Source organism: Kitasatospora sp. NPDC057904 (assembly GCF_042887925.1).
Classification (GTDB): domain Bacteria; phylum Actinomycetota; class Actinomycetes; order Streptomycetales; family Streptomycetaceae; genus Kitasatospora.
In genome coordinates this window covers 131,448-155,326 of sequence record NZ_JBHVOL010000015.1, presented here as the reverse complement: position 1 = coordinate 155,326, position 23,879 = coordinate 131,448, and the positions used below count along the sequence as shown (strand labels likewise).

Genomic DNA, 23,879 nt, shown 5'->3' with positions numbered 1-23,879 from the left:
TCAGATCTCGTTGACCGGCCGGCGGGCGTCGGCGAGGATCTTCAGGACGTCGTCGATCTCGTCGGTGATGTGGAACAGCTCCAGGTCGCGCGGGGCCGCCTTGCCCTGCGCGACGAGGGTGTTCTTGAGCCACTCGTAGAGCCCGCCCCAGTAGGAGCTGCCGAAGAGGATCACCGGGAAGCGGGTGACCTTCTTCGTCTGGACGAGGGTGAGCGCCTCGAACAGCTCGTCCAGCGTGCCCAGCCCGCCGGGCAGGACCACGAAGCCCTGGGCGTACTTCACGAACATCGTCTTGCGGACGAAGAAGTAACGGAAGTTCAGCCCGAGGTCGACGAACTCGTTGAGCCCCTGCTCGAAGGGCAGCTCGATGCCGAGGCCCACGCTCAGGCCGCCGGCCTCGGAGGCGCCGCGGTTGGCGGCCTCCATGGCCCCCGGGCCGCCGCCGGTGATCACCGCGTAGCCGGCCTCGGCGAGCGCGCGGCCGATGGCCACGCCGGACTCGTACTCGGGCGAGTCGACCGGCGTCCGGGCCGAGCCGAACACGCTGATCGCGGGCGGGAGTTCGGCGAGGGCGCCGAAGCCCTCGACGAACTCCGAGGTGATCCGCAGCACCCGCCACGGATCGGTGTGCAGCCAGTCGGTCGGCCCGGTGGTGTCCAGCAGGCGCTGGTCCGTGGTGCTCGTGCCGACCTGGTCCCGGCGCACCAGCACCGGGCCCTTCTGCTTCTCCGGCCAGGCCTTCTTCTTCCGCGGCACGCCGACCTGCTCGGGGCCGTGCCCGTACTGCTTCTCGTCTCCGGTGCCTGTCATGACGAAACCCTACGCCGGACCTCCCCCGTTTTCAGGCAACGGGGGAAGGTCGGTTGGGGAACCGGAAGATGGCGTTCGGCTTCTGATCGGATCAGCTGCCGGGCGGCCGGCGGTCAGCTGGTGAGCCAGGCGCGCAGCCGCTCCTCGGCCTCGGCGATGGCGCTCAGCGAGCAGTGCTCCTCCCGCTTGTGCGCGAGGTTCGGGTCACCGGGGCCGTAGTTGACCGCCGGGACGCCGAGCGCGCTGAAGCGGGCGACGTCGGTCCAGCCGAACTTGGCCCTGGCCTGGCCGCCGGTGGCCGCCAGGAAGGCCTGCGCGGCCGGCTGGGCGAGGCCGGGCAGGGCGCCGGGGGCGAAGTCGGTGACGGTCACCTCGAAGCCGTCGAAGACCTCGCGGACGTGCTTCTCCGCCTCCGCCTCGCTGCGGTCCGGCGCGTAGCGGAAGTTGACCGTCACGACGCACTCGTCCGGGATGACGTTGCCGGCCACGCCGCCGTCGATCCGCACCGCGTTCAGGCCCTCGCGGTACTCCAGCCCGTCGATCTCCACCCGGCGCGGCTCGTAGGCCGCGAGCCGGGAGAGCACCTCGGCGGCGTGGTGGATGGCGTTGTCGCCGAGCCAGCTACGGGCCGCGTGGGCGCGCACGCCGGTGAGCCTGACCTGCGCGCGCAGGGTGCCCTGGCAGCCGCCCTCGACGACGCCGCCACTGGGCTCCAGCAGCACCGCGAAGTCGGCGGCCAGCCAGTCGGGCCGCTCCCTGGCGAGGTGGCCGAGGCCGTTGCGGTGGGCCTCCACCTCCTCGCAGTCGTAGAACACGAAGGTCAGGTCGCGGTTGGGCTCGGGCAGCGTGGCCGCGAGCCGCAGCTGGACGGCGACACCGGACTTCATGTCCGAGGTGCCGCAGCCGTAGAGCAGGTCCCCGTCGACGTACGAGGGCACGTTGTCGGCGATCGGGACGGTGTCCAGGTGGCCGGCCAGCAGGACCCGCTCGGAGCGGCCGAGGCGGGTGCGGGCCACCACGTTGTTCCCGTACCGGTCGACGGTCAGGTGCGGGTAGGCGCGCAGGGCGGCCTCCACGGCGTCGGCGAGCGGCTGCTCGTCGCCGCTCACGGACGGGAAGTCGACGAGGCGGGCGGTCAGCGTGCCGCCGTCGAGGGTGAGGTCCAGGGGCGTCGTCTCGGGGCTGCTCATGACGCCAGCCTAGTGCGCGCCGCGGAGACCCTGCGTAGCGGTCCTGTGACAGGGTCGGCGAAGCGTAACGGCAACCGGGGGGCGCCGCACACCCGTCCGAGTGGGTACGGTGTCGGATCAAGAAGCAGGCGCGAGAGGGGCGAGGGTGGCCAGGAAGAAGAGCAGCGAGGACCAGGGCGACGAATTGGAGCCCCCCCGCCGCGGGCCGCTGCGTGCCCTGCTGCTCGTGATCGTCGGGCTGCTCGGTCTCGCGCTGGTCGGCGGGGCGGCCGTGGTCGGCATCTGGTGGTTCGGTTTCAAGGGCACCGAGCCCGAGGGCTGCACCGTGAAGACCGCGACCGGCGAGGGCACCCTGGAGGTGTCGCAGGCCGCCAACGCCGCGACGATCGCCGCGGTGGCCCGCTCGCGCGGGCTGCCGGACCGGGCGACGGCGATCTCGCTGGCCACGGCCATGCAGGAGTCCAAGCTGCGCAACCTCGCCGGCGGCGACCGGGACTCGCTCGGCCTGTTCCAGCAGCGCCCCTCGATGGGCTGGGGCACCGCGGCGCAGATCCAGGACCCGGTCTACGCGACCAACAAGTTCCTGGACGGCCTGGTCAAGGTGCCCGGCTACACCCGGCTGCCGCTGACCGACGCCGCCCAGGCGGTGCAGAAGAGCGGCTACCCGCAGGCGTACGCCAAGCACGAGACCAAGGCGACGCTGCTCACCTCGGCGCTGGCCGGCCGCGAGCCCGCCTCGTTCAGCTGCGTCGTGCACGACTACGCCAAGCCGGGAACGGACGACTCCGCCGACTCCGCCTCGCCGACCGCGTCCGCCTCCGCGACCCCGGCGGCGGCGCCGGACCGCACCCAGGTGCTCTCCGACCGGGTGCGCCGCGAGTTCGGCCGCACGGTCGCCGCGGCCCCCGGCTACACGTCGTCGATCAAGGGGGCCGAGAACGCCGTCGCGCTGACCCCGGACCCGTCCGCCGCCGCGCTGACCACCTCGGCGGACGCCGGGGCCGACGCCGCCGCGGCCGCCGAGCGGGCGAGCGGCTGGGAGGTCGCGCACTGGGCGGTCGCCCAGGCGCAGCAGCTGGGCATCGCGACGGTGGCCTACGACGGGAAGATCTGGCGCAAGACCTCGTCGGAGGACGGCTGGCAGTCGCAGCCGACGGGGACGACGACCAAGCTCGTCCAGGTCACCCTGGCGCCGTCCGACAAGAGCTGACGCACTGACGTACGGGTTGCCGCCGGACGGGTGATTCCGGTCAACCTTTGTGGACCGGCCGCCCGTTCCGGCGACCCCCGCCGGAGAACCGTCACTCCCCTTGCCCGGTGCAGGATCCACGGGCTCCGACGGGCTCCGCCAGGGCACCCCCGCGCGGTCATACGATCCGATGGTCGGTCGGACACTTTCCTTGCACCGGCCGAAACCTTCTGGCTTCTCAAGCGGTAACAACGTCGTCCGCCCGGTCGTCCACCCGGCGGACGGGACGGACCCAGACCCTTCGAGGAGCCCCATGTCTCACCCCCTCACGCGCCGGATCGCCCAGGCCGCGCTCGTCGTGGCGGCCGGAGCGACCCCGCTGGTCGCGGCCGGCTCCGCGTCCGCCCTGGGCGGCGACGCCCTGCTGCCCAAGAGCGACCTCGCCGCTCCGCTGGGCCAGCTGACCAACACCGACGCGGGTTCCAGCCTCCAGCACACCACCCACCAGCTCGGCGAGGCCGCCGGGACCACCGGCGCCGCCACCGTCGCCGCGGGCGTACCGGCCTCCGCCGACGCCGCCGGCAACATCGTCGCCCACCAGCTGCCCGAGGCGAACGAGAAGGCCAGCTCGCTGACCGCCCCGGTCGACCAGACCGCCGCCACCACCGGGCAGCTCTCCGCCGTCACCCCGAAGGTCGCCTCCGCGCTGGCCGGCAAGCTCGGCGAGGCCGTCACCGGCAAGGCCATGGGCACCCGCAGCGCCGCCAGCCCGGTCGGCGGGCTCGCCCAGACCGGCTCGGTCGCCAAGCAGGTGCCCAGCCTCGGCAGCCTCACCAACGGCGTGCCCAGCACCAGCGCCGTCACCGACGCGCTGCCGCTGGGCTCCGTCGAGCGCTCGCTGCCGGCCGGCGGCCTGGCGGGCGCCCTGCCCGGCGCCGACGTCCTCGGCCTCGCCGAGCACGGCTCGGCCAACCGCCTCGGCGGCGCCGACCTCGGCCCGAACAACCCGCTGTCCGGCGTCACCGGTGCGCTCGGCCCGATCGGCGGCCTCCTGGGCGCCGTGAACGGCGGCGGCGTCGGCCTCTAGGCCACCCCCGGACGGGCCCGCTGACGGGGCCTCGACGACGTACGACGAAGACGGCGAAGGGCCGGTGTCCGAGGCGGACACCGGCCCTTCGTGCGGTCCCGCTAGCGCGCCGCGTTCAGCCGCTCGACGGCCGCGGCGACCCGCTCGTCCGTCGCTGTGAAGGCGACCCGGACGAACTGCCCGCCGGCCGGGCCGTAGAACTCCCCGGGCGCCACCAGGATGCCGAGGGCGGCCAGTTCGGCCACCGTCTCCCAGCACGGGCGGTCCTGGGTGGCCCACAGGTAGAGGCTCGCCTCCGAGTGCTCGATCCGGAAGCCGTACGCCTCCAGGGCCGCCCGCAGCGCCGAGCGCCGGGCCGCGTAGCGCTCCCGCTGCTCGGCCACGTGGGCGTCGTCGTCCAGCGCGGCGATCGTCGCGGCCTGCACGGGCGCGGCGACCATCATGCCGCCGTGCTTGCGCAGCCCCAGCAGCTCCTTGACCACGACCGGGTCGCCCGCCAGGAAGGAGGAGCGGTAGCCGGCCAGGTTGGAGCGCTTGGAGAGCGAGTGGACGGCCAGCAGGCCCTCGTGGTCGCCCCCGCACACGTCCGGGCGCAGGACGGACACCGGCTCGGCCTCCCAGCCGAGCTCCAGGTAGCACTCGTCGCTGACCAGCAGCACCCGGTGCTCCCTGGCCCACGCGACGGTGCGGCGCAGCTCGTCCGCGCCGAGCACCCGGCCGGTCGGGTTGGACGGCGTGTTCACCCAGAGCAGGCGCACGCGCGAGCCGTCCAGCTCGTCCACCGAGTCGTACTCGACGGGCTCCGCGCCGCACAGCCGCGTGCCCACCTCGTAGGTGGGGTAGGCGAGGCGCGGGTAGGCGACCTGGTCGCCCGGGCCGAGGCCGAGCTGGGTCGGCAGCCAGGCCACCAGCTCCTTGGAGCCGATGGTCGGCAGCACGGCCTGCGGGCCGATCTCGGCGCCGCAGCGGCGGCGCAGCCAGCCGGCGATCGCCTCGCGCAGCTCCAGCGGGCCCCAGACGGTCGGGTAACCGGGGGTGTCCGAGTGGGCGGCCAGCGCCTTCTGGATCACCTCGGGGACCGGGTCGACGGGGGTGCCGACGGAGAAGTCGCACAGGCCGCCCGGGTGGGCGAGGGCCGTCCGCTTGTACGGCTCCAGCTTGTCCCACGGGAAGACGGGCAGGCGGTCCGAAACGCGGCGCGCCGCCCCCGGGTGGCCCGGGAACGGCGCGCGCGTGCTGTTGTCGGTGCTCACAGCTCAGATGCCACCGATCGTCAGTGGTCGGCGTTCTGCGGCGGCAGAGCGGCGATGAACGGGTGGTCACGCTCGATCAGGCCGAGCTTCGAGGCGCCACCGGGCGAACCGAGGTCGTCGAAGAACTCGACGTTCGCCTTGTAGTAGTCCTTCCACTCCTCCGGAGTGTCGTCCTCGTAGAAGATCGCCTCGACCGGGCAGACCGGCTCGCAAGCGCCACAGTCGACACACTCATCCGGGTGGATGTAGAGCGATCGCTCGCCCTCGTAGATGCAGTCAACCGGGCACTCTTCGATGCACGCCTTGTCCTTCACGTCGACACAAGGCTGCGCGATGACGTAAGTCACGCTGTCGTTCCTCCTCGGAAGGGCCCTGGCGGCCCGTTCTGTTCTGCTCGCGTGCGCGGTGAGCGCGGCGTCGTCGATGCCCGCCCCTAGTATCGCGGGTCGGAGACCGCAAATGCACAGGAGGTGCCCAGATGACGGCAGGCGGCCCGGAAAGCAGCCGTCCGCAGGACCGTCCGGAGGTCCGGATAGATCGCTCCGACGTGGGACGACGCGTGTCCGCCCGGCGGCTGTCCGGGTTCGTGGACGACCGGCCGGTCTTCCGTGATGTGATCGGCGTGCTCACATCGTGGGACGATCACGGGTTGACGGTCGTGCCCCGCGCGGGCGAGCCGGTCTCCTTCCCCGAGAAACTGCTGGTCGCGGGCAAGGTGGTCCCGCTCTTCCCGGCCCGACGGGCCCCGCTGCCGGCCGCGACGCCGGTCGAGCTCCAGCGGATCGCGGCGCGCGGCTGGCCCGGCGTCGAGCAGGAGGCGCTCGGCGAGTGGACCCTGCGCGCCTCGGCCGGGTTCACCCAGCGGGCCAACTCCGTCCAGGCGCTCGGCGACCCCGGGCTGCCGCTGCCGGCGGCACTGGCCGCCGTCCGCGACTGGTACGCCGAGCGCGAACTGCCCACCCTCGTCGAGGTCGTCACGCCCGGCACCGCGGACGGACTGCGCGAACTGCTCGGCCCCGCGCAGTCGCCGACGCTGGTGCGCACCGCCCCGCTGGCCGCACTCGCCAGGATCGGCTCCGGGCACGACCGGGTGCGGCTCTCCCGCACGGCCGGGCCCGACTGGATGTCCCTGTACGGGAAGCTGAGCGCGGACCCGGCGGTGCGCGAGGCCGCCCGGCGGGTCCTGCACGGCGGGCCCTCGGTCTGGTTCGCCACCGTGCCCGGCGCCGCGGGACAGCCGCCGCTGGCCATCGGACGCTGCGTCGTCGACGGCGCGTGGGCCTGCTTCGGCGCCATCGAGGTCCAGCCGCACGCCCGGCGGGCCGGGCTGGCCACGGCCGTCATGGCGGTGCTCGCCGCCCGCGCCGCCGAGGAGGGCGCCACCGGGGCCTACCTGCAGGTCGAGGCGGACAACGACGGTGCGGTCGCGCTCTATGACGGACTCGGCTTCACGACCAGTCACACTTACCACTACGCCCGGCCGCCCCAGGGGTAGCCCAGGCCACCGCTTGCCCGATCGCCCGCCCGCCGTAGGAAAGCCGTCGCCGTCACCGTGACCGAGCAGAGCAGAGACCGCTTCCGGACCGCCGCCCGCGCCGAACAGCCCGACCCCGTGCTGCTCTGCCTGCTCGCCGCCGCCGAACACGGCCCCCTCACCGACCCGGACGACCCCGGCGAGCCGCCGGGCCTCGACGCCCTGCTCGCCGCGTGCGGGGCCGCCCTCGACCGGCACGCCGCCGCCGTCCGCCTCGCGGTCGCCGAACGCGCCCCCGCCGGGCCCGAGGAGACCGCCGCCCTGCTCGCCGCCGTCCTCGGCGGGCGGGAGCGGTTCCACGGGCGGCAGTCCGACTACCGGCGGCTGGAGTCCTCGCTGCTGCCGGAGGTCCTGCGGCGGCGGCGCGGGCTGCCCATCACGCTGTCCCTGGTGTGGATGGCGGTCGGCCGGCGGGCCGGGCTCACCGTCCACGGCATCGCGCTGCCCGGCCACTTCATCGTCGCCGTCGGCGGCCCGGCCGGCGGCGAGGAGTACGTCCTGGCCGACCCCTTCCACGGCGGACGGCTGCTCGACCCCGGCGACGCCGAGCGCCTCGTCGAGGCCACCGGGCACCCCTTCGCGCCCGCGCTGCTCACCCCCGCCCAGCCGCTCGACATCGTCCACCGCGTCCTCGGCAACATCCGGGCCTGGGCCTCCGAACGGCCCGAACACGCCCGCACCCAGCTCTGGGCCACCGAACTCGCCCTGCTGCTCCCCCGCCACCCCGCCCAGCTGCGCCTCGAACGCGCCGAACTCCTCGTCCGGACCGGGGACTTCCTCGGCGGCTCGGCGGAGATGGACGCCTACGCCGAGATCCTCGACGCCTTCGACCCGGACGCGGCGGCCAAGGTCCGCCAGGAGGCCAGGGCGGCCCGGCACCGGCTCAACTGACTCGACCAGCTCGACCGACTCGACGGACTCGACCGACGGACTACAGCCAGCCCTTCTCGCGGGCGATGCGGACCGCCTCGGTGCGGTTGCGGGCCTCGGTCTTCTGGATCGCCATCGAGAGGTAGTTGCGGACCGTGCCCTCGGACAGGTGCAGGCGCTTGGCGATGTCCGCGTTCACCGCGCCGTCCGCCGCCGCCCCGAGGACGTCCCGCTCGCGGGCGGTCAGCGGGTTGGCGCCCTCGGCCAGCGCGGCGGCGGCCAGCGCCGGGTCGATCACCCGCTCCCCGCGCAGCACCCGGCGGATCGCCTCGGCGAGTTCGGAGGCGGGCGCGTCCTTCACCAGGAACGCGTCCGCGCCGGACTCCATCGCCCGCCGCAGGTAGCCGGGCCGCCCGAAGGTCGTCGCGATCACGACCTTCGTCCCCGGCGCCTCCCGGTGCAGCTTCGCCGCCGCCTCGATGCCCGTCATGCCGGGCATCTCGATGTCCAGTACGGCGACCTGGACGTCGTTCGCCAGCACCGCCGCCACCACCTCGTCGCCGCGGCCCACCTGCGCCACGACGTCGATGTCCCCCTCCAGTCCGAGCAGCGCCGCCAGCGCCTCCCGGACCATCCCCTGGTCCTCGGCCAGCAGCACGCGGATCGAGGGGCCGTTCTGATCGTCACTCATTGGCTGATCTTGGCACGGCGGCCTGCTCCCCCGGGAGTCCGCCGGCCGGTTCGGCGGCCCGCTCCCGGGTCAGCGGGCCGCGCTGCGCGGGGACGGCGCCGGTGCGGGCGCCGCGGTGGGCGAGGACCTCCCGCAGAGCCGGCGTCAGGTCCGCGAACGGCTCGACCCCGCCCGGGCCGGAGGTCCTGGCCAGCGCCGACCACGTCCCGGTGCCCGGGTCGTGGAAGTGGACCCGGCCGGGGTCGCGGGGGTCGTAGCGGATCGGCCACCGGCCCCCGGGGTACGGCGACGGCCGGCCCACGTGGCGCCGCAGCGCGCGGCCGTCGTAGCGCAGGCCGTCCTTGTGCACCCCGTCGGGGCGGATCACGGCCCAGTGGATCGGGAGGAGTTCGAGGAACAGCGCCGGATCGCGCGGAGCGGCGATGTAGCCGCAGCGGTGGACCGCGAGCCGGTAGGCCTCGTTCGGGCTGAGGTCGGGGCCGGGCAGGCCGGGCAGGGCCAGTCCGGGCTGGCGGCGGCGCTGGTAGCCGGCGACGGCGTACTCGGCGAAGAGCTCCTCCAGTTCGCCGGTCGTCCGGGGGCGGTCCGGCTCCTCGCCGCGGCCGGCGAGGTGGGCGGCGAACTGCGCCCGGACCTGCGCGAGGGCGGCGACGGCCTGGGGTTTGCCGGCCGGCGGGTACGCCCGGCCGCCCTGGACGACGATGCCGTAGCGGCGGCAGACGTCCTTGACCGTCTCCGGGACGACCGCCGCGCCGCGGTCGACGACGATCCGCTCGGGGAAGACCACCGGACGGGCCGCGGCGGCCGCGAACCGCTCGTCCGCCGCCAGCAGCGGTTCGCAGGGCAGCCGCAGCGTCCGGTGCCGCAGATCGTCCGGCCAGCCCGGCCGCATCGGCTCGGGCACGAGGGCGTCGGCGATCACGAGCCCGGCGTCCACCAGCCCCGCACCGCCCGGCAGCAGGCGCCAGCCCAGCAGGCTGCGGGTGCAGAGGTCGACGGCGGCGGTCAGGCCGACCGGGGTCACGGCGCCGGTGGCCGGGTCGACGGCGCTCACGTCCAGCGGGACGGTGTCGACCAGCACCACCGCGCCGGGGCGGTCCGCCACCAGGGGCAGGCCGGGGATCTCCGGCGGCTCGGCCCGGTCGGGCTTCGCGGGTGCGCCCGCCGGGCCGGCGGGGCCGGAGCGGCGCAGCGAGCGGCGGTCCACCAGCCCCCACAGGCCCTCCTCCCGCCAGCGCTTCAGGCGCCGCCACATCTGCACGGGCGCGTAGCCGAGTTCGGCGGCCTTGCTCTCCACCCGGCGGGTCAGGGAGAGCCCCGGCGCGTACTGGGCCCGGGGCTCGTCCGGCCTGGAGTCGTCCGGGCAGCCGGAACGGTAGCCGGTGGTGAGTTCCAGGAGGTGCTCCTGGGCCCGTAAGAGTTCGCGCCACTGCTGGGGACTCAGCCGGTCCAGCAGGGCGCCGGCGTCCGGGCGTCCCTCCTCTGGGACCGTGCCGTCCGGCGCCTGGCCGTACGGCCGGAAGGTGGGCTCGGCGAGCAGGGCGCCGGCGCCGATCAGGGTGAGCGCTCCGGTGTCCGCACGGAGCCGGACCGTGTCGTCGGTGATGCCGGTGACGGTGTGCGGCCGGCCGTCGAGCCAGAGCCGGGCGCCGCAGTGCAGCCGGAACGGTCCGCGGGTGGCCGGGGTCACGCCGGCTCCCCGGCGGTCGTGACGAGGGTCGCCTCCCGCAGGGGTACGTCGAGGTCGGCGACCACGCGGTGGTGCCACATCAGGTGGAACAGCACGCCGCGGGCCAGGTCGGGGTACGGCATGCGGGCCAGCAGGCCGCCGATCGTGGTGCCGCCGCGGGCCAGTCGCAGCAGCCGGGGGGCGAGTTCGGCACCGAGGTGGACCGGGCGTCTCGCGCCGGAGAGGAACTCGACGTTCGCCCAGCGCTGGCGGTCCGGCTCGCCCACCCGGCGGTGGTCCCAGCCCAGTTCGGCGCAGGCGCGCCGGACCCGCTCGGCCCGGTGCCCGGGCGCCGGCTCGTCGGTCTCCAGGACCAGGCTCCGGCCGTCGGCGCGGCGCGCCAGGACGAACGGGGCGTGCCGCCACGGGCCGTCGTCGTCGACCGCCCCGAACCGCAGCGGCCGGGTGGCGAAGGCGGTGATCCCCGGGTCGAAGTCGAGGAGCGTCAGCCAGGCGCGCTCCAGTCCGGTCCGGTACTCGACCAGGTCACCCGTCGTGGCGGACCAGTAGGCGTCCGGCCCGGACTCCCGGGCCGGCCCCGCCGTCAACGTCGCGTCTCCCCCGTGCGCAGGCACAGCCGCTTCCCCCGATTCTCGGACCCGTGCAGTCCGGACCACTATCAAGTAGCAGTCCCCCGCTGACAATTGCACTATCACGTTGGTCCGGTCACCCTCATTTACGGGTCTTGGTCACCGGTTTCCGCTACGTTTTCCACTCGTCCGGACCGGCGGGCTCGACCACCGCCGGGGGCGCGATCATCCGTGATCGTCCCGGACCGACGGGGATCGGCGCGCTCGGGGGCTTCGGCGCCGCAATTCGGGGGATCCTGCTCGCGGTTGTGCACTTCCTCCCGAACGGATACGAGGACCCCTGTGTGCGCACAACAGACAGGGAAACGAAAGTGACCAAGAACCAGCTCCGCATGGCCGCCGTCACGGTCGTCACCGCTCTCGCACTGGGCAGTGGTGCGGGCATGGCGAGCGCCACCGAGCAGCACAACGTCCGGCTCGCGCAGGCCACCGTCGAGGCGCACGCCCTCGCCCAGGCCTTCGAGGGCACGCCCGCCCCGACGATCGTCGAGGACGGGCTGGAGGACCGCCTGGCGGACCTGCCGGAGGACGCCTCGCTCGACCAGGTCGTCCAGGCGATGTACCCGGACGACGAGGACGCCCAGGCGTCGGCCCTCGCCTACCTCACCGCGGCGTCGGACGACGCGTCCTCGGACGACGCGACCGGAACCGGCGCGCCGGAGGGCGCCGTCACCCCGCAGTTCTGGGGCTGGGGCGACGCCTGGCACCTGGCCAAGTGCGTGGGTGCCGTCGGCGGTTTCATCGCGGGCAACGCGCTCGCGGTCTCGAAGATCCGCAAGTTCGGCGGTGTGGTGAAGCTCGCCAAGGTGCTCATCAAGGGCAAGAACTTCGAGCAGCGCATGAAGGCCCTGCTGGCGGCCTTCGGCGACATCAGCGGCCTCGGCGCGGTGGCGAGCTCCTGCGGCTGACCGCCGCGGCCGGGGTGACCGGCGGCACCCCGTGGGGCTCGGTCCGCCCACCGTGAGCAGGAGGAGCCCGTGCGCACCCGCGCACGGGCCCCTCTGCGTTCCCCCTACGACCGCTCGGCCGTCGGCGTCACCCGCGCCGGCACCTCGCGCAGCGGCACCATCGCGCGCAGCCGGAAGCCCTTGCCGCGCTCCCCCGGGCCGCTCTCCAGGCGGCCGCCGACGAGGGCGAGGCGCTCGTCCAGGCCCGAGAGGCCGTTGCCCGGCTGGGACTTGCCCGGGCCGCGCCCGTCGTCGGTGATCTGCAGGACGGCGAAGCGCTCGCCGCTGTCCTCCCACGCCGTGTCGGCGGTGACGGTGCAGACGGTGGCGCCCTCGCCGTGACGGACGATGTTGGTGACGGCCTCGCGCAGCGCCCAGGCCAGCGCGCCCGCCTCCTCGGTGGCGAGGCCCGGCCAGCTGTCGACGAGCTCCGGCGACGCGTCCAGCCGCACCTGCGCCGCGGCCAGCGCCGTGCGGGCGGCGGCGAGTTCGACCGGCAGGGTGGGCCGGCGGAAGCCGGTCACCGCCTCCCGGACGTCGATCAGCGACTGCCGCGCCACCTGCTCGATGTCCGCGACCTGCGCCCGCGCCGCCTCGTCCTTCCCGGCGTCCATGAACCGCCCGGCGAGCTCGCTCTTCAGCGTGATCAGCGACAGCGAGTGCCCGAGCAGGTCGTGCAGGTCGCGGGCGAGCCGCAGCCGCTCCTCGGAGGCGGCCAGGTGCGCGACGGCGGCCCGGGCCTCGCGCAGCTCCTTCATGGTGGCGACGAGCCGCTGCAGGCCGGTCATCGCGATGCCGGAGAGGAAGGCGCTGAGGGCGAAGGTCGTGGTGGCGTCCGAACCGGCGTCGACGGCCAGGCCGGTGGCGCCGGTGAGCACCGCCATGCCGAGGAGCGCGCGCGGCGCGAGCCGCACCGGCGTGATGATCGCGAGGCAGACCGAGGCGTAGATGAAGAGCGTCAGGAAGGTGCCGCCGAGGACGAACGTGGCCACGACCGCGAGCACGACCATCATCGCGACGATCACCCGGCAGGCCCGCGGCTTCATGCCCGCCGTCGAGCGGAAGATCACCAGCAGGACGTAGGCGGCCACGAAGCCGACCAGGCACACCCAGCCGAAGACCCGGGCGCCCGGGCTGTGGCCGCCGCGCAGCAGCTCGCCCGCCGGGTAGGCCAGGTAGAGCATCCACAGCAGCATCCAGGCGACCTTGACCAGCATCTGCCGCCTGGTCTCCACCGGGGATCCGGGGACGTTCATGAACGACGCGCGCGCCACACCCACCTCCGGCTGCTCGTCGGTGCGGTGGGTGCGGCGGGTGTCGTCCATGTGGATCATCATGCCTGTCGGGTGTCGCGCCGGTACAAGGCGGTGGCGGCGACGACGAACACCGCGAGGAAGGCGGCCAGCCCCGCGACGGCGACGGTGTCCAGCGAGTGCCCGGGCTGGGTGAAGGCGGCCAGCTTGTTGTACAGGAACACCGGGTTGAAGCGGGCGAACTTCTCCAGCGAACCGCTCACCGGGAACCAGGTGCCGCCGAGCAGCGCCATCGCCATGTAGGTGATCATCACGATCGGCTGCACCGAGTCCGGCGCCGCCGCGTACCCGAGCGCCACGCCGAGCGCGGCGAACACGAAGCTGCCCAGCCACAGCGCGGCCGCGAGGCCGATCCACTGCGCGGCGCCCAGCGACACGCCCTGGCTCGCGCCGACCGCGAACACCACCAGGATCGCCGGCAGCGTGGTCACCGCGCTCGCCGCGATCTTGCCGACGGTGTACGCCCGGCCCGGCAGCGCCGTCAGCCGCAGCTGACGCGTCCAGCCGCTCTTGCGCTCCAGCGAGATCCGCTGCGCGTTGCCGGTGAGCACCGCGCCGACCGCGCCGAAGGTGGCCATCGAAACCATGAAGTAGGTCTTCACCGGGAGGCCGCCCGCCTGGTTGGCGGAGCCGTAGGCGTGGATGAAGAAGAAGTACATCAGCGCCGGGTAGGCGACGGTGAAGAACAGGTAGCGCCGGTTGCGGAAGGTCCGCAGGATCTCCAGCTGGATCAGGGTGGTCATCGCACGGTCTCCTTCGGCGCGGCGTTCCGGTCGTCGCGGTCGTCCTGCTCGCCGGTGATGGTGAGGAAGGCCTGCTCCAGGCCCAGCCCGGTGACCTCCAGTCCGCGCGGGTACAGGCCCGCCCGGTAGAGCCCGGCGACGCTCGCGTCCGCGTCCGCCGTCCGGATCCGGACCGTCCGCACGCCCGGCACGCGGGCGGTGACGTCCAGGGACTGCACGCCCGGCAGGGTGCGCAGCACGCCGCCGTCGAACGGGCCGGCGTCCGGAGCGAGGTCGGCGTCGTGGAGCTCGAAGGCCACCCGGCGGGCGCCCGCACGCGCCTTGATCTCCGCGGAGGTGCCGTCGGCGATCAGCCGGCCCCGGTGCAGGACCAGGACGCGGTCGGCGATCGAGTCCGCCTCCTCCAGGTAGTGGGTGGCGAACAGCACCGTCCGCCCGGCGTCGGCCTGGGCGCGCATGCTCGCCCAGAACGCCTGCCGGACGGTGACGTCCATGCCGGTGGTGGGCTCGTCCAGCACGATCAGGTCGCTGTCGCCGGCGATCGCGAGGGCGAAGCGGACCCGCTGCTCCTGGCCGCCGGACAGCTTGTCGACCCGGCGCTCGGCCAGCTCGGTGACCCCCGCGTCGGTCAGTACCTGGGCGACCGCGCGGCCGCGCGGGTGGACGTCGCAGGCGAGCTTGACCAGTTCGCGGACCTTGACGTCGGCCATCAGCCCGCCGCTCTGCAGCATCGCGCCGACCCGCCCGGCCGCGATCGCCTCGCGCGGGCCGGTACCGAAGAGCGAGACGGTGCCCTGGTCGGGCTCCCGCAGGCCGAGCAGCAGGTCGAGGCTGGTCGACTTGCCCGCGCCGTTGGGCCCGAGCAGGGCGACGGTCTCGCCCGGCCGCAGCACGAGGTCCAGCCCGTCGACGGCCCGTACCCGCCCGTAGCTCTTGCCGACGCCGCGGAAGGCGGCCACATCCGTGCCCATCGCCCTGCTCCTGTCCCCTGGTGGTGTCGCGTCCGGTGCCGTTCGCACCACCTCAGGGTCCCGCGCGGGCCGGGTACGGCGGCAGTGTCCGCCGTCGTGCGTTCCGTATGACGGATGTCATGCCGGCGGCCGGTACCCCCGTCAGGGGTACCGGCCGCCGAAACCGCTGGTCAGGGGCTTTGGCGCGCCCCTGCCGGGGTCACATCCCCAGCGAGCGCTTCACGAAGTCGACCTGGAGCAGCAGCAGGTTCTCCGCGACCTCCTCCTGCGGCGTCATGTGGGTGACGCCCGACAGCGGCAGCACGGTGTGCGGGCGGCCGGCGGCGAGCAGGGCGGAGGACAGGCGCAGGGTGTGGGCGGCCACCACGTTGTCGTCCGCGAGCCCGTGGATGATCATCAGCGGGCGCTCCAGACCGGCCGCGTACCCGGTGAGCGAGTTCGCCGCGTACACCTCGGGCCGCTCGGCCGGGTGGCCCAGGTAGCGCTCGGTGTAGTGGGTGTCGTACAGCTCCCAGTCGGCCACCGGCGCGCCGGCGACGGCCGCGTGGAAGACGTCCGGGCGGCGCAGCACGGCGAGCGCGGACAGGTAGCCGCCGTAGGACCAGCCGCGGATGGCGACCTTGCCGAGGTCGAGCGGGAACTCCCCGGCCAGCGCCTGGAGCGCGTCCACCTGGTCGTCCAGGGTGCTCCCGGCGAAGTCGAAGGCGATCGACTTCTCCCAGTCCGGACCGCGCCCGGGGGTGCCGCGCCCGTCGGCGACGATCACCGCGAAGCCCTGGTCGGCGAACCACTGCGAGGTGAGGTGCGGGTTGTGCGCCTGGACGACGCGCTGGCCGTGCGGGCCGCCGTACGGGTCCATGAGGACGGGCAGCAGGCCGTCGCGCTCGCGGTCGTAGCCGGTGGGCAGGAAGACGGCGGCGGGGATGCGGCGCTCGCCGGCGAAGCGGAAGACCGGGCGGGCGGTGATGACCGGGGTCTCGGCGTACGAGGCGATGGTGGCGACGTCGTCGACGACCACGCCCTCGGGCAGGTCCCGGGAGACCTGGACGAGGCTGCCGGGCAGGTCGGGCTCGGCGGTGGCCCGGACGGTGATGCCGGCCGCGTGCACGGCGGTGGTGACGGAGGTGAACGGGCGGCCGTTGGCGGCCTCCCAGGCGAGCCGCTTGCCGTCGTGGCCGATCCGGCCGACGGCGACCCAGCCCGGCTCGGGGTCGGTCTCGGCGGCGCCGCCGGAGGCGGTGAAGAACACCTCGTCGGCGGTGACCGCGACGACGGAGCGCAGGTGCAGGTCGTCCCCGGTGACGGCCTGGTCGCCGATCACCAGCGCCCGGCCCCCGCCCTCGTCGGAGATCCGCACGAGCTTGCCGTCCGGCGTCCAGGCCGGAACGCCCTGGAACAGCTCCAGCCAGGTGTCGTCGTGCTCCTCGAACAGCACCTCGGTGGCGCCGGTGGCGACGTCGAGGCCGAGGATCCGCTGGCTGCGCTGGTCGCGGGCCTGGACGAGCAGCAGCGGCACGCCGCCCCCGGACCAGTGCACCCGGGCGAGGTAGGGGAAGGCCGCGCGGTCCCAGTCGACCTCGGTGCGGCCGCCGTCCAGGTCGAACACCCAGAGCCCGACCTCGGCGTCGGCGGTGCCGGCGGCGGGGTAGGCGACCTCGGCGGGCTCGCGCTCCGGGTTGGCCGGGTCGGCGATCCACCAGCGGCGCACCGGGGTGTCGTCGGCGCGCTCGACCAGCAGCCGGTCGCCCTGCGGGGACCACCAGTGGCCGCGGTCTCGGCTCATCTCCTCCTGGGCGATGAACTCGGCCTGCCCCCACGTGACGTTCGGCCCGTCGGGCTCGGCGAGGGCGCGGTCGCCGCTGCCGTCGGTGCGGGTGAGCCGCAGCTCGCCGGCGGTGTTGGCGTACGCGACGTACCGGCCGTCCGGGGAGGGACGCGGGTCCAGCAGCGGGCCCTCGGCGGGGAGTTCGGCGGTGGCGCCGGTCACGAGGTCGGCGGTGAACAGGCGGCCGGACAGGGCGAAGGCGGCCAGCCGGCCGGCCGCGTCGAGGGCGTAGCCGACGATGCCGGCCGAGCCCTCGCGGCTGCGCTCGCGGCGGGCCTTCTCGGCCGGGGAGAGGTCCTCCTCGCCGCCGCCGAGCAGGACGGCCGGGTCGGCGGCGATCCGCTCCTCGGCGGTGGCGGTGTCGAGGGTCCAGAGCAGGTTCGCCCGGTCGCTGCCCGAGCGGGAGCGGAGGAAGACGACCCGGGAGCCGTCTGGTGCGACGGAGAACGACCGGGGCGCGCCGACGGTGTAGCGCAGGGTCCGCGCGTACTGCCGGGGGAAGGTGTCCGCAGGGGTGTGGGAGGTCATGGCACCAGACCCTACGACCTCTCGCGCGCGCTGCCGGGAGCGTTTTGATCACTCGTTCGGAGCATCGTCGGGAAGTACGCCCCAAAGTGGTCCGCACCCCCTCCGACCGGCCCATGCGCCCCACGAGTGCTGCCGTACCCCGGCGCGCGCGGACTCACCGAACGTAATGCTCCGCTCACCCATCGGGTAAGACTGATCAGGCGGGTGATCGTCCGGCCCCGTCCCGGACCGCCGGTCGCCCGACCGCAAGTCCCGCACGGTCCGACCGCCGACCTCCCCAGGGGGCGGCGCACCCGAGAAGGGGTGTGAGCCGACATGGCTTTGTCCGTCTCCGCAGCCATGCTGATGCTGGTCATCGTGGTGGTGATGGTCCGCCGCTCCGGCCTGAAGCTCTCGCACGCGATCATCTGCGCGCTGCTCGGCTTCTACCTGGCGTCCAGCTCCATCGCCCCGTCGATCAGCCAGGTCACCAGCAACCTCGCCGGGATGATCAACGGCCTGAAGCTCTGAAACCGCGCGCGCTCCCGCGCCCGCCGGGCCGGTCGTTAGGCTTCCTCCCATGACCTCGACTACCGGACGCCGCCTGCTGCTGGTGCACGCCCACCCCGACGACGAGTCGATCGGCAACGGCGCCACCATGGCCCGGTACGCCGCCGAGGGCGCCCGCGTCACCCTGGTGACCTGCACCCTCGGCGAGGGCGGCGAGGTGATCCCGCCCGGGCTGGCGCACCTGACGGCCGATCGGGACGACACCCTCGGCGCGCACCGGATCGGCGAGCTGACCGACGCCATGGCCGCCCTCGGCGTCACCGACTTCCGCTTCCTCGGCGGCCCGGGGCGCTACCGCGACTCCGGGATGATGGGCGTGCCCGAGAACGACGCGCCCGGCTGCTTCTGGCGGGCCGACGTGGACGAGGCGGCCGGCCACCTCGTCGCCGTGATCCGCGAGGTGCGGCCGCAGGTCCTGGTCACGTACGACGAGAACGGCGGCTACGGGCACCCGGACCACATCCAGGCGCACCGGGTCGCGATGCGCGCGTACGACCTCGCGGCCGACCCGGCGTACGGGCCCGGGCTCGGCCCGGCCTGGCGGATCGCCAAGGTGTACTGGAACCGGATGCCCCGCTCGGTGATCGAGGCCGGGCTCGCCGCCACCGCCGCCGGCGCGGCCTTCCCGGGCACGGCCGCCCCGTCGGACGTCCCCGGGGTGGTGGACGACGCGGTGGTCACCACCGCGGTGGACGGCGCCGCGTACGCCGGGCGGAAGGCCGCCGCGATGGCCGCGCACGTCACCCAGATCACCGTGGACGGCGCCTCGTTCGCGCTCTCCAACCACCTCGGCCAGCCGCTGGTGGCCACCGAGTACTACCAGCTGGTGCGCGGGCAGGCGGGGCCCGGACGGCCCGAGGACGACCTGTTCGCCGGCCTGGACGCCGAGCGCACCACCGCCGAAGAGACCACTGCGGCGACCGCCGAGGAGGGCGCCCGATGAACAAGTCCGCCGACCGCACGCCGGCCGGGTCCGCCGGCCCCGCCGACCAGAAGCCGCCGCAGGCGCCGAAGCGCTCGTTCCCCGCCACCGTCCTCGGCACCCGGGACGAGCGCCTGGCCGAGGCTCAGCCCCCGCGCGGCGCCCGGTTCGTGGCGTATGTCCTGTTCTTCGCGCTCGGCTTCGCGGTTTCGGTCTGCGGATCCTTTGTGCAGGCCTTGTGGCCGCCCGTGGGGGTCCTGCTCGCGCTCGGCGCGACCGCCGCCACCTTCTACGGCGGACTGCGCGTCACCGGCACCCGGCTGGGCGCCGCCCTGCCCGCGGCCGGCTGGTTCATCGCCCTGGTCGTCGTCATCGTGCCGCGGCCGGAGGGCGACACCGTGCTGTGGCCCAATGCCACCTCGCTCGCCTGGATGTTCGCCGGCTCGATCCTGGGCGTGATCTGCGCCACCCTGCCCACCCGCGCGAGCTGGTTCCCCGGGGTCCCCAACCCGCCCCGCTGAGCCCGGGAGTGCGGCGCGTACGGTACCGCGCACGACGCGCAGTCAGGACCACACGGCCGTACTCTCATACCGGAGGAACCGGACGTATCAGGATCTGTCCGAACCCGTTCACCGCTCAGTTCTTCCCAGTATGGTGGTGCCGCAGAACGCCGTACCCGACCGCCGCCCGCCCCAGGCCCGGCGACCACGAACCGCGGTCGCGCCGCACGGCCCGCCCGCGAACCCGGAGCAGAGCAGCATTGAGCAGCCGCGAATCTGACAACGCCCACCCGACGCCCCGGCGCACGGGCCCGGACGCCTACCCGTCGGGCACCCCGCCCTACGGCACACCGGGCCTGCCCGGCGGCGACCGGGCCGGCAACGGTGCCGCCCAGGGCGCGGCGTCGGGCGGCGAGGACGAGGTCCCGAAGACCGAGACCACCCTGACCACCCGGGTCCGGATCAACATCCCCGGCTCGCGCCCGATCCCGCCGGTCGTCGTCCGCAGCGCCGTCAAGAACGAGGAGGGCCCCGGCGACGAGGCCCCGGCGTCCGCCCCCGAGGCGGGCGGCGCGCGCCACCGCTCCGCGCCCTCCTCCCCCGTCCTCGGCGTGATGGAGGGCGGCGGCCGCACGGCGACGCCGCCGAACCTGCCGCCGGAGTGGCAGATCCCGCCGATCCCGCCGGCGACCTCCGAGTCCGAGTCGACCGGCGCGTGGTTCCGGCCGCGGCAGAAGAAGGCCGCGTCGGCGCCCGGCGAGGCAGCGCCCGCCCCGGTCCCGGCCGGTGCGCCGGGCGCCGGAGCCGAGCCCCAGGCCCAGCCGCAGGCCAAGGCCCAGGCCCGGCCCAAGCCCCAACCGAACGGCGCGCGCCCCGACGGCGCCCCGCAGAACGGCGCCCAGCGCTCCGGCCAGGGCGCCGCCCGGCAGGGCGGCCGTCCGGTCCCCGCCCAGGCGCAGGCCAACGGTGCCGCGCCCGCCCCGGCTCCCGCGCCGTTCGGCGGCCCGGAGGGCCGGGCCGACGAGCCCGGCGTGTACGAGGCCGCGGCGGCCCCGTTCGCCGCCGACCCGTTCGCCCCCGTTCCTCCCGCCGCGGCGACCCCCGCCGGTCCGCGCGGCCCGCAGAACGGCCGTCCGCAGAAGCGCGGTCCGCAGGGTGCCGGCGCCCCGGACGGCCGCCCGCAGAACCGCGGCCCGCAGAGCGCCCGGCCCTTCCCGGCCGGCGGCGCGGCCGACCCCGAGGACACCTCCGTCGACGGCTTCGCGCCGATCCGCGAGGACGTTCCGGCGCCGGCCGCCATACCCGGCCTGCCCCAGGACGGCGCCCAGCGCGCCGGCCGGGGTGCCGGCGAGGGCCGCCAGCAGCCGGGCCTGTTCGCCTCCGCGCCCACCGGCGCCGACCCGTTCGCCGCGCAGCGCCCCGGTGCGCCCGCCGGCCAGGACGCGTTCGCCGCCCCCGGCGGCCTGTTCCCCGGCGCCCCCGCCGCGCCGGGCGCACCGGGCGGCAAGGCCTCCCCCGCCGACCCGTTCGGCACCGGCCCGTTCGGCACCGATCCGTTCGGCGCCGCCCCGGCCGGTGCGCGGCAGCCCGGCCGCGACCCGGAGGCCACCGCGGTCACCCCGCTGCCGGCCCCCCCGCCCGGCCCCCGCCCGGAGGCCGGCGGCCCGGCCCCCGCCGCCGCGGAGCCCGCCAAGGCCGCGCCCGCCAAGGCGCAGGGCAAGGCCAAGAAGAAGGGCGGCGCCGGCAAGAAGATCGTCAAGCTCGGCGTCTACGGCATCGGCGGCGTCCTGTTCCTCGGCGCCGCCGCGTACGGCACCGGCCTGATGCTGAACCAGTCGGACATCCCCAAGGGCACCGTGGTGCTCGGCACCGACATCGGCGGCAACAACCGCGACCAGGCCATCCACCAGCTCGACGAGACGGTGGGCAAGGCCGGCCAGCAGCCGCTCAAGCTGAAGATCGGCGACCAGAGCGTCGACCTGGACCCGACCGTCGCCGGACTCGGCTTCGACACCACGGCCACCGTCGACGGCCTCACCCAGCACAGCTACAGCCCGGTCGACGTCATCAAGTCGCTTCAGGGCGGCACGAAGAACGTCGCGCCGGAGGTCAAGGTCGACCGGGCCAAGCTCAAGGCCGCGCTCGACGGCCTGGCCGCCGGGGCGGGCCAGGGCCTGCAGGAGGGCTACGTCAAGTTCGGCGACACCGGCGACCCGGTCGTCGTGCCCGGCAAGGCCGGTCAGGCGCTGGACTCCGCGAGCGCCGTCGCCGTGGTCGAGCAGGCCTACCGCGACCGCGCCGCCGGCAAGCCCGACCAGCCGATCGCGCTGAACGTCACGGCCGCCCAGCCGAAGGTCTCCGCCCAGGCCCTGCAGGCCGCCGCGGACGGCCTCGGCAAGTCCGCGGTCAGCGGCCCGATCCACATCACGGCCGGCGCCAAGACGTGGAACTTCGGCAAGCTGACCGCCGCCAAGGCGCTGACCCTCGTGCCGGACGCCTCGGGCAAGCTGACGCCCAAGTGGGACCTGGACGCGCTCAACGCCCAGCTCGGCAACGTCTTCGACAAGGTCAAGATCAAGAAGAACGGCCAGTCCGCGGCGATCACCGCGCAGGACGTCGCCGACGCGCTCACCCCGCTGCTCGACAAGAGCGGCGACAAGGACCGCACCTTCAAGTTCACCGTCGCCTGAGCGACCGCGCCCGACCGCCGAGGGGCGGGTCCGCCGCCTTCCCCGTGAAGGAGCGGGCCCGCCCCTCGGCCCGCCCCCTCGGCCGCCCCCGGCCCTCCCCCTCGACAACTCCCGTCCCGCTCGCCAAGATGTGACGCCACACCATCCGCCACACCTGCCTCGGGAGCACGCCAATGGGCCGCCTCCACCACCGGACGGCCCTGCTCGCCGGCCTCACCGCGCTCACGCTCTCGCTGACGCTCTGTTCGTGTGCGTCCCAGCCGGACGGCTCACCCGGCGACGCGATGGCGTCCGTCCCGAAGTCGCCCAAGTCCACCGCGACGGACATCAATCCGCGCGATCGCGCCCAGCTGCGCCAGGGCGGCACCCTGAACCTCGCGATCACCCAGTTCTCCCACCAGTGGTCGCCGATCCACGCCGACGGCACCGAGTCCTCGACCGGCAGCGTCACCAAGGCGCTGCTGCCCACCTTCTTCCGCTCCGACGCGGCCGGCACCCAGACCCCCAACCCGGCCTACCTCCAGGACGCCCACGCCGAGCTCAGGGACGGCCACCAGGTGGTCGTCTGGACGCTCAACCCGAAAGCCCACTGGTCCGACGGCACCCCGATCACCTGGCGCGACATCGAGGCCGACTGGCGCGCGATGAACGGCAAGGACCCGGCGTACAAGTCCTCCAGCAGCACCGGCTTCGAGCTGGTCTCCTCGGTGGTGCCCGGCAAGGACGACTTCCAGGCCGTGATGACCTTCGACCAGCCCTTCTCCGAGTGGCAGTCGATGTTCAACGGCGCCGCCAACGCCCCGCTGCTGCCGGCGAGCAGGGTGAGCGGCCCCGACCTGTTCAACACCGCCTACCTGGACGCCATCCCGGTCACCGCGGGCCCGTTCAAGGTCGAGAAGCTGGACCCGGCGGCCCAGACCGTCACCCTGGTCGCCGACCCGGCCTGGTGGGGCGACAAGCCGCTGCTGGACCGCATCGTCTTCCACGCCATGACGCCCGCGACGATGGCCGCCGCCTTCGGCCGCGGCGACATCGACCTCTTCAACAACGGCCCGGACGTGGCCGGGTACGAGGCCATCAAGCGCACCAAGGGCGCCGTCGTCCGGCGGGCCGGCGGGCCGGACTTCCGCCAGCTCACCCTCAACGGCCGCAGCCCGCTGCTCACCGACGCGACCGTGCGCCAGGCCGTGTTCCAGGCGATCGACCGGGACGCGATCGCCCGCGAGGACCTCAAGGGCCTGGACTGGCCGCCGGCCACGCTCAACAACCACCTGCTGGTCGCCAACCAGAACGCCTACCGCGACAACTCGCTCGGCCTCAGCCGCTACGACCCCGCCGAGGCCCGCCGCAAGCTCGACGCGGCCGGCTGGAAGCTCGACGGCGACGTCCGCCACAAGGACGGCCGCGAGCTGAACCTGCGGTTGGTCGTCCCGGCCGGCGTCGCCACCGCCCAGAGCGAGGCCGCGAGCCTCACCGGGATGCTCAAGGGCGTCGGCGTGAAGGTCACCACCGTCCAGGCCGGCCCGAACGAGTTCTTCGACAAGTACGTCAACCGCCAGGACTTCGACCTCGCCGTGTACGCGCTGCTCGGCACGCCCTTCCCCGCCAGCGGCAGCCGCGCCAGCTTCGTCCAGAACAGCGGCAACAACCACGCCGGCACCGGCAGCGCCGCCGTCGACGCCGCCCTCGACCGGGCCGCCGCCGCGCCCGACACCGCCACCGCCTCCGAGGCCATCAACCAGGCCGACGCCGAGCTGTGGAAGGTGGCCGGGATGCTCCCGCTCTACCAGCGGCCGCAGCTGTACGGCGCCCGCGCCAACCTCGCCAACATCGGCGCGCAGGGCCTGTCCGACATCGTCTGGGAGAACGTCGGCTTCGAGAAGTGACCGCCCCCGGGGGCTGACGGCCCCCCGGAACCACGCGGCCGGGCCGCGGAGTCGACGGACTC

Annotated in this window: 21 protein-coding genes; 10 read left to right on the top strand and 11 right to left on the bottom strand. The window is 74.6% G+C overall.

From position 1 onward, the window contains the following. The gene (locus ACFVSN_RS31695) at positions 1–810 is read right to left on the bottom strand and encodes a TIGR00730 family Rossman fold protein (protein ID WP_380438192.1); all 810 of its coding nucleotides are present in this window, start codon (positions 808–810) and stop codon (positions 1–3) included. 113 nt (positions 811–923) lie between these two features. Beyond that, positions 924–2,000: a succinyl-diaminopimelate desuccinylase gene (gene dapE, locus ACFVSN_RS31690; protein ID WP_380438190.1), complete on the bottom strand. Its 1,077-nt coding sequence runs from the start codon at positions 1,998–2,000 to the stop codon at positions 924–926. Positions 2,001–2,145: 145 nt separating this feature from the next. Here dapE and ACFVSN_RS31685 point away from each other — a divergent pair, with 145 nt between their 5' ends. Together ACFVSN_RS31685 and ACFVSN_RS31680 are read left to right on the top strand one after the other, a co-directional pair. Continuing rightward, positions 2,146–3,210: a hypothetical protein gene (locus ACFVSN_RS31685; protein WP_380503127.1), complete on the top strand. Its 1,065-nt coding sequence runs from the start codon at positions 2,146–2,148 to the stop codon at positions 3,208–3,210. A 292-nt stretch (positions 3,211–3,502) separates the two neighbouring features. Then, positions 3,503–4,276, top strand: a complete 774-nt coding sequence (locus ACFVSN_RS31680; protein ID WP_380438186.1) for a hypothetical protein — start codon at positions 3,503–3,505, stop codon at positions 4,274–4,276. 101 nt (positions 4,277–4,377) lie between these two features. Here the strand turns inward: ACFVSN_RS31680 and dapC are convergent, their stop codons facing one another. Both dapC and fdxA read right to left on the bottom strand, forming a co-directional pair. Next, complete coding sequence (gene dapC / locus ACFVSN_RS31675) at positions 4,378–5,529, bottom strand: succinyldiaminopimelate transaminase (protein ID WP_387957060.1); 1,152 nt, start codon at positions 5,527–5,529, stop codon at positions 4,378–4,380. Positions 5,530–5,549: 20 nt separating this feature from the next. Then, positions 5,550–5,876 carry a ferredoxin gene (fdxA, locus tag ACFVSN_RS31670; protein WP_030061559.1) on the bottom strand — a complete coding sequence of 109 codons (327 nt, stop codon included), beginning with the start codon at positions 5,874–5,876 and terminating at the stop codon, positions 5,550–5,552. Positions 5,877–6,007: 131 nt separating this feature from the next. Here fdxA and ACFVSN_RS31665 point away from each other — a divergent pair, with 131 nt between their 5' ends. After that, positions 6,008–7,024 carry a GNAT family N-acetyltransferase gene (locus ACFVSN_RS31665; RefSeq protein ID WP_380503120.1) on the top strand — a complete coding sequence of 339 codons (1,017 nt, stop codon included), beginning with the start codon at positions 6,008–6,010 and terminating at the stop codon, positions 7,022–7,024. Positions 7,025–7,081: 57 nt separating this feature from the next. Continuing rightward, positions 7,082–7,954: a transglutaminase family protein gene (locus ACFVSN_RS31660; protein WP_380438180.1), complete on the top strand. Its 873-nt coding sequence runs from the start codon at positions 7,082–7,084 to the stop codon at positions 7,952–7,954. 40 nt (positions 7,955–7,994) lie between these two features. Here the strand turns inward: ACFVSN_RS31660 and ACFVSN_RS31655 are convergent, their stop codons facing one another. From ACFVSN_RS31655 to ACFVSN_RS31645, 3 genes are read right to left on the bottom strand one after another with little or no spacing between them, the layout of a single operon-like run. Next, a complete protein-coding gene (locus ACFVSN_RS31655; protein WP_359963282.1) occupies positions 7,995–8,624 on the bottom strand; it encodes a response regulator transcription factor in 630 nt (209 codons plus the stop codon). Continuing rightward, positions 8,617–10,314, bottom strand: a complete 1,698-nt coding sequence (locus ACFVSN_RS31650; RefSeq protein ID WP_387957059.1) for a Mu transposase C-terminal domain-containing protein — start codon at positions 10,312–10,314, stop codon at positions 8,617–8,619. Before ACFVSN_RS31650 ends, ACFVSN_RS31655 begins: the two co-directional genes overlap by 8 nt. Then, a complete protein-coding gene (locus ACFVSN_RS31645) occupies positions 10,311–10,901 on the bottom strand; it encodes a TnsA-like heteromeric transposase endonuclease subunit (protein ID WP_380438175.1) in 591 nt (196 codons plus the stop codon). The genes ACFVSN_RS31650 and ACFVSN_RS31645 overlap by 4 nt, the downstream gene beginning before the upstream one ends. A gap of 353 nt (positions 10,902–11,254) precedes the next feature. On the opposite strand from ACFVSN_RS31645, the gene ACFVSN_RS31640 reads away from it, so the two are divergent. Beyond that, the gene (locus tag ACFVSN_RS31640; RefSeq protein ID WP_380438173.1) at positions 11,255–11,851 is read left to right on the top strand and encodes a hypothetical protein; all 597 of its coding nucleotides are present in this window, start codon (positions 11,255–11,257) and stop codon (positions 11,849–11,851) included. Positions 11,852–11,955: 104 nt separating this feature from the next. Here the strand turns inward: ACFVSN_RS31640 and ACFVSN_RS31635 are convergent, their stop codons facing one another. From ACFVSN_RS31635 to ACFVSN_RS31620, 4 genes are all read right to left on the bottom strand, one after another. Next, on the bottom strand, positions 11,956–13,215 hold the full coding sequence (locus tag ACFVSN_RS31635; protein WP_387957058.1) for a sensor histidine kinase: 1,260 nt from the start codon (positions 13,213–13,215) through the stop codon (positions 11,956–11,958). 8 nt (positions 13,216–13,223) lie between these two features. Beyond that, the gene (locus ACFVSN_RS31630) at positions 13,224–13,946 is read right to left on the bottom strand and encodes an ABC transporter permease (RefSeq protein ID WP_387957057.1); all 723 of its coding nucleotides are present in this window, start codon (positions 13,944–13,946) and stop codon (positions 13,224–13,226) included. Then, on the bottom strand, positions 13,943–14,917 hold the full coding sequence (locus ACFVSN_RS31625) for an ABC transporter ATP-binding protein (RefSeq protein ID WP_387957056.1): 975 nt from the start codon (positions 14,915–14,917) through the stop codon (positions 13,943–13,945). The genes ACFVSN_RS31630 and ACFVSN_RS31625 overlap by 4 nt, the downstream gene beginning before the upstream one ends. 199 nt (positions 14,918–15,116) lie before the next feature. Further along, a complete protein-coding gene (locus ACFVSN_RS31620; RefSeq protein WP_380438165.1) occupies positions 15,117–17,270 on the bottom strand; it encodes a prolyl oligopeptidase family serine peptidase in 2,154 nt (717 codons plus the stop codon). Positions 17,271–17,585: 315 nt separating this feature from the next. Here ACFVSN_RS31620 and ACFVSN_RS31615 point away from each other — a divergent pair, with 315 nt between their 5' ends. The 5 genes from ACFVSN_RS31615 (at position 17,586) to ACFVSN_RS31595 (ending at position 23,817) form a co-directional block, all read left to right on the top strand. Next, a complete protein-coding gene (locus ACFVSN_RS31615) occupies positions 17,586–17,780 on the top strand; it encodes a DUF2304 family protein (protein WP_380438163.1) in 195 nt (64 codons plus the stop codon). Between the two features lie 49 nt (positions 17,781–17,829). Next, a complete protein-coding gene (gene mshB / locus ACFVSN_RS31610) occupies positions 17,830–18,762 on the top strand; it encodes an N-acetyl-1-D-myo-inositol-2-amino-2-deoxy-alpha-D-glucopyranoside deacetylase (RefSeq protein ID WP_387957055.1) in 933 nt (310 codons plus the stop codon). After that, positions 18,759–19,262 carry a DUF6113 family protein gene (locus ACFVSN_RS31605; protein ID WP_387957054.1) on the top strand — a complete coding sequence of 168 codons (504 nt, stop codon included), beginning with the start codon at positions 18,759–18,761 and terminating at the stop codon, positions 19,260–19,262. The genes mshB and ACFVSN_RS31605 overlap by 4 nt, the downstream gene beginning before the upstream one ends. Positions 19,263–19,501: 239 nt before the next feature. Next, the gene (locus ACFVSN_RS31600) at positions 19,502–21,931 is read left to right on the top strand and encodes a hypothetical protein (RefSeq protein ID WP_387957053.1); all 2,430 of its coding nucleotides are present in this window, start codon (positions 19,502–19,504) and stop codon (positions 21,929–21,931) included. Between the two features lie 173 nt (positions 21,932–22,104). Continuing rightward, the gene (locus ACFVSN_RS31595) at positions 22,105–23,817 is read left to right on the top strand and encodes an ABC transporter family substrate-binding protein (protein ID WP_387957052.1); all 1,713 of its coding nucleotides are present in this window, start codon (positions 22,105–22,107) and stop codon (positions 23,815–23,817) included. Positions 23,818–23,879 lie beyond the last annotated feature (62 nt).

Bases quoted from the DNA above. Each gene is read 5' to 3' on its own strand.
- ACFVSN_RS31695 (WP_380438192.1), bottom strand. From the start codon at position 810: ATGACAGGCACCGGAGACGAGAAGCAGTACGGGCACGGCCCCGAGCAG.
- dapE (WP_380438190.1), bottom strand. From the start codon at position 2,000: ATGAGCAGCCCCGAGACGACGCCCCTGGACCTCACCCTCGACGGCGGC.
- ACFVSN_RS31680 (WP_380438186.1), top strand. From the start codon at position 3,503: ATGTCTCACCCCCTCACGCGCCGGATCGCCCAGGCCGCGCTCGTCGTG.
- ACFVSN_RS31665 (WP_380503120.1), top strand. From the start codon at position 6,008: ATGACGGCAGGCGGCCCGGAAAGCAGCCGTCCGCAGGACCGTCCGGAG.
- ACFVSN_RS31655 (WP_359963282.1), bottom strand. From the start codon at position 8,624: ATGAGTGACGATCAGAACGGCCCCTCGATCCGCGTGCTGCTGGCCGAG.
- ACFVSN_RS31635 (WP_387957058.1), bottom strand. From the start codon at position 13,215: ATGGACGACACCCGCCGCACCCACCGCACCGACGAGCAGCCGGAGGTG.
- ACFVSN_RS31630 (WP_387957057.1), bottom strand. From the start codon at position 13,946: ATGACCACCCTGATCCAGCTGGAGATCCTGCGGACCTTCCGCAACCGG.
- ACFVSN_RS31625 (WP_387957056.1), bottom strand. From the start codon at position 14,917: ATGGGCACGGATGTGGCCGCCTTCCGCGGCGTCGGCAAGAGCTACGGG.
- ACFVSN_RS31620 (WP_380438165.1), bottom strand. From the start codon at position 17,270: ATGACCTCCCACACCCCTGCGGACACCTTCCCCCGGCAGTACGCGCGG.
- ACFVSN_RS31615 (WP_380438163.1), top strand. From the start codon at position 17,586: ATGGCTTTGTCCGTCTCCGCAGCCATGCTGATGCTGGTCATCGTGGTG.
- mshB (WP_387957055.1), top strand. From the start codon at position 17,830: ATGACCTCGACTACCGGACGCCGCCTGCTGCTGGTGCACGCCCACCCC.
- ACFVSN_RS31605 (WP_387957054.1), top strand. From the start codon at position 18,759: ATGAACAAGTCCGCCGACCGCACGCCGGCCGGGTCCGCCGGCCCCGCC.
- ACFVSN_RS31595 (WP_387957052.1), top strand. From the start codon at position 22,105: ATGGGCCGCCTCCACCACCGGACGGCCCTGCTCGCCGGCCTCACCGCG.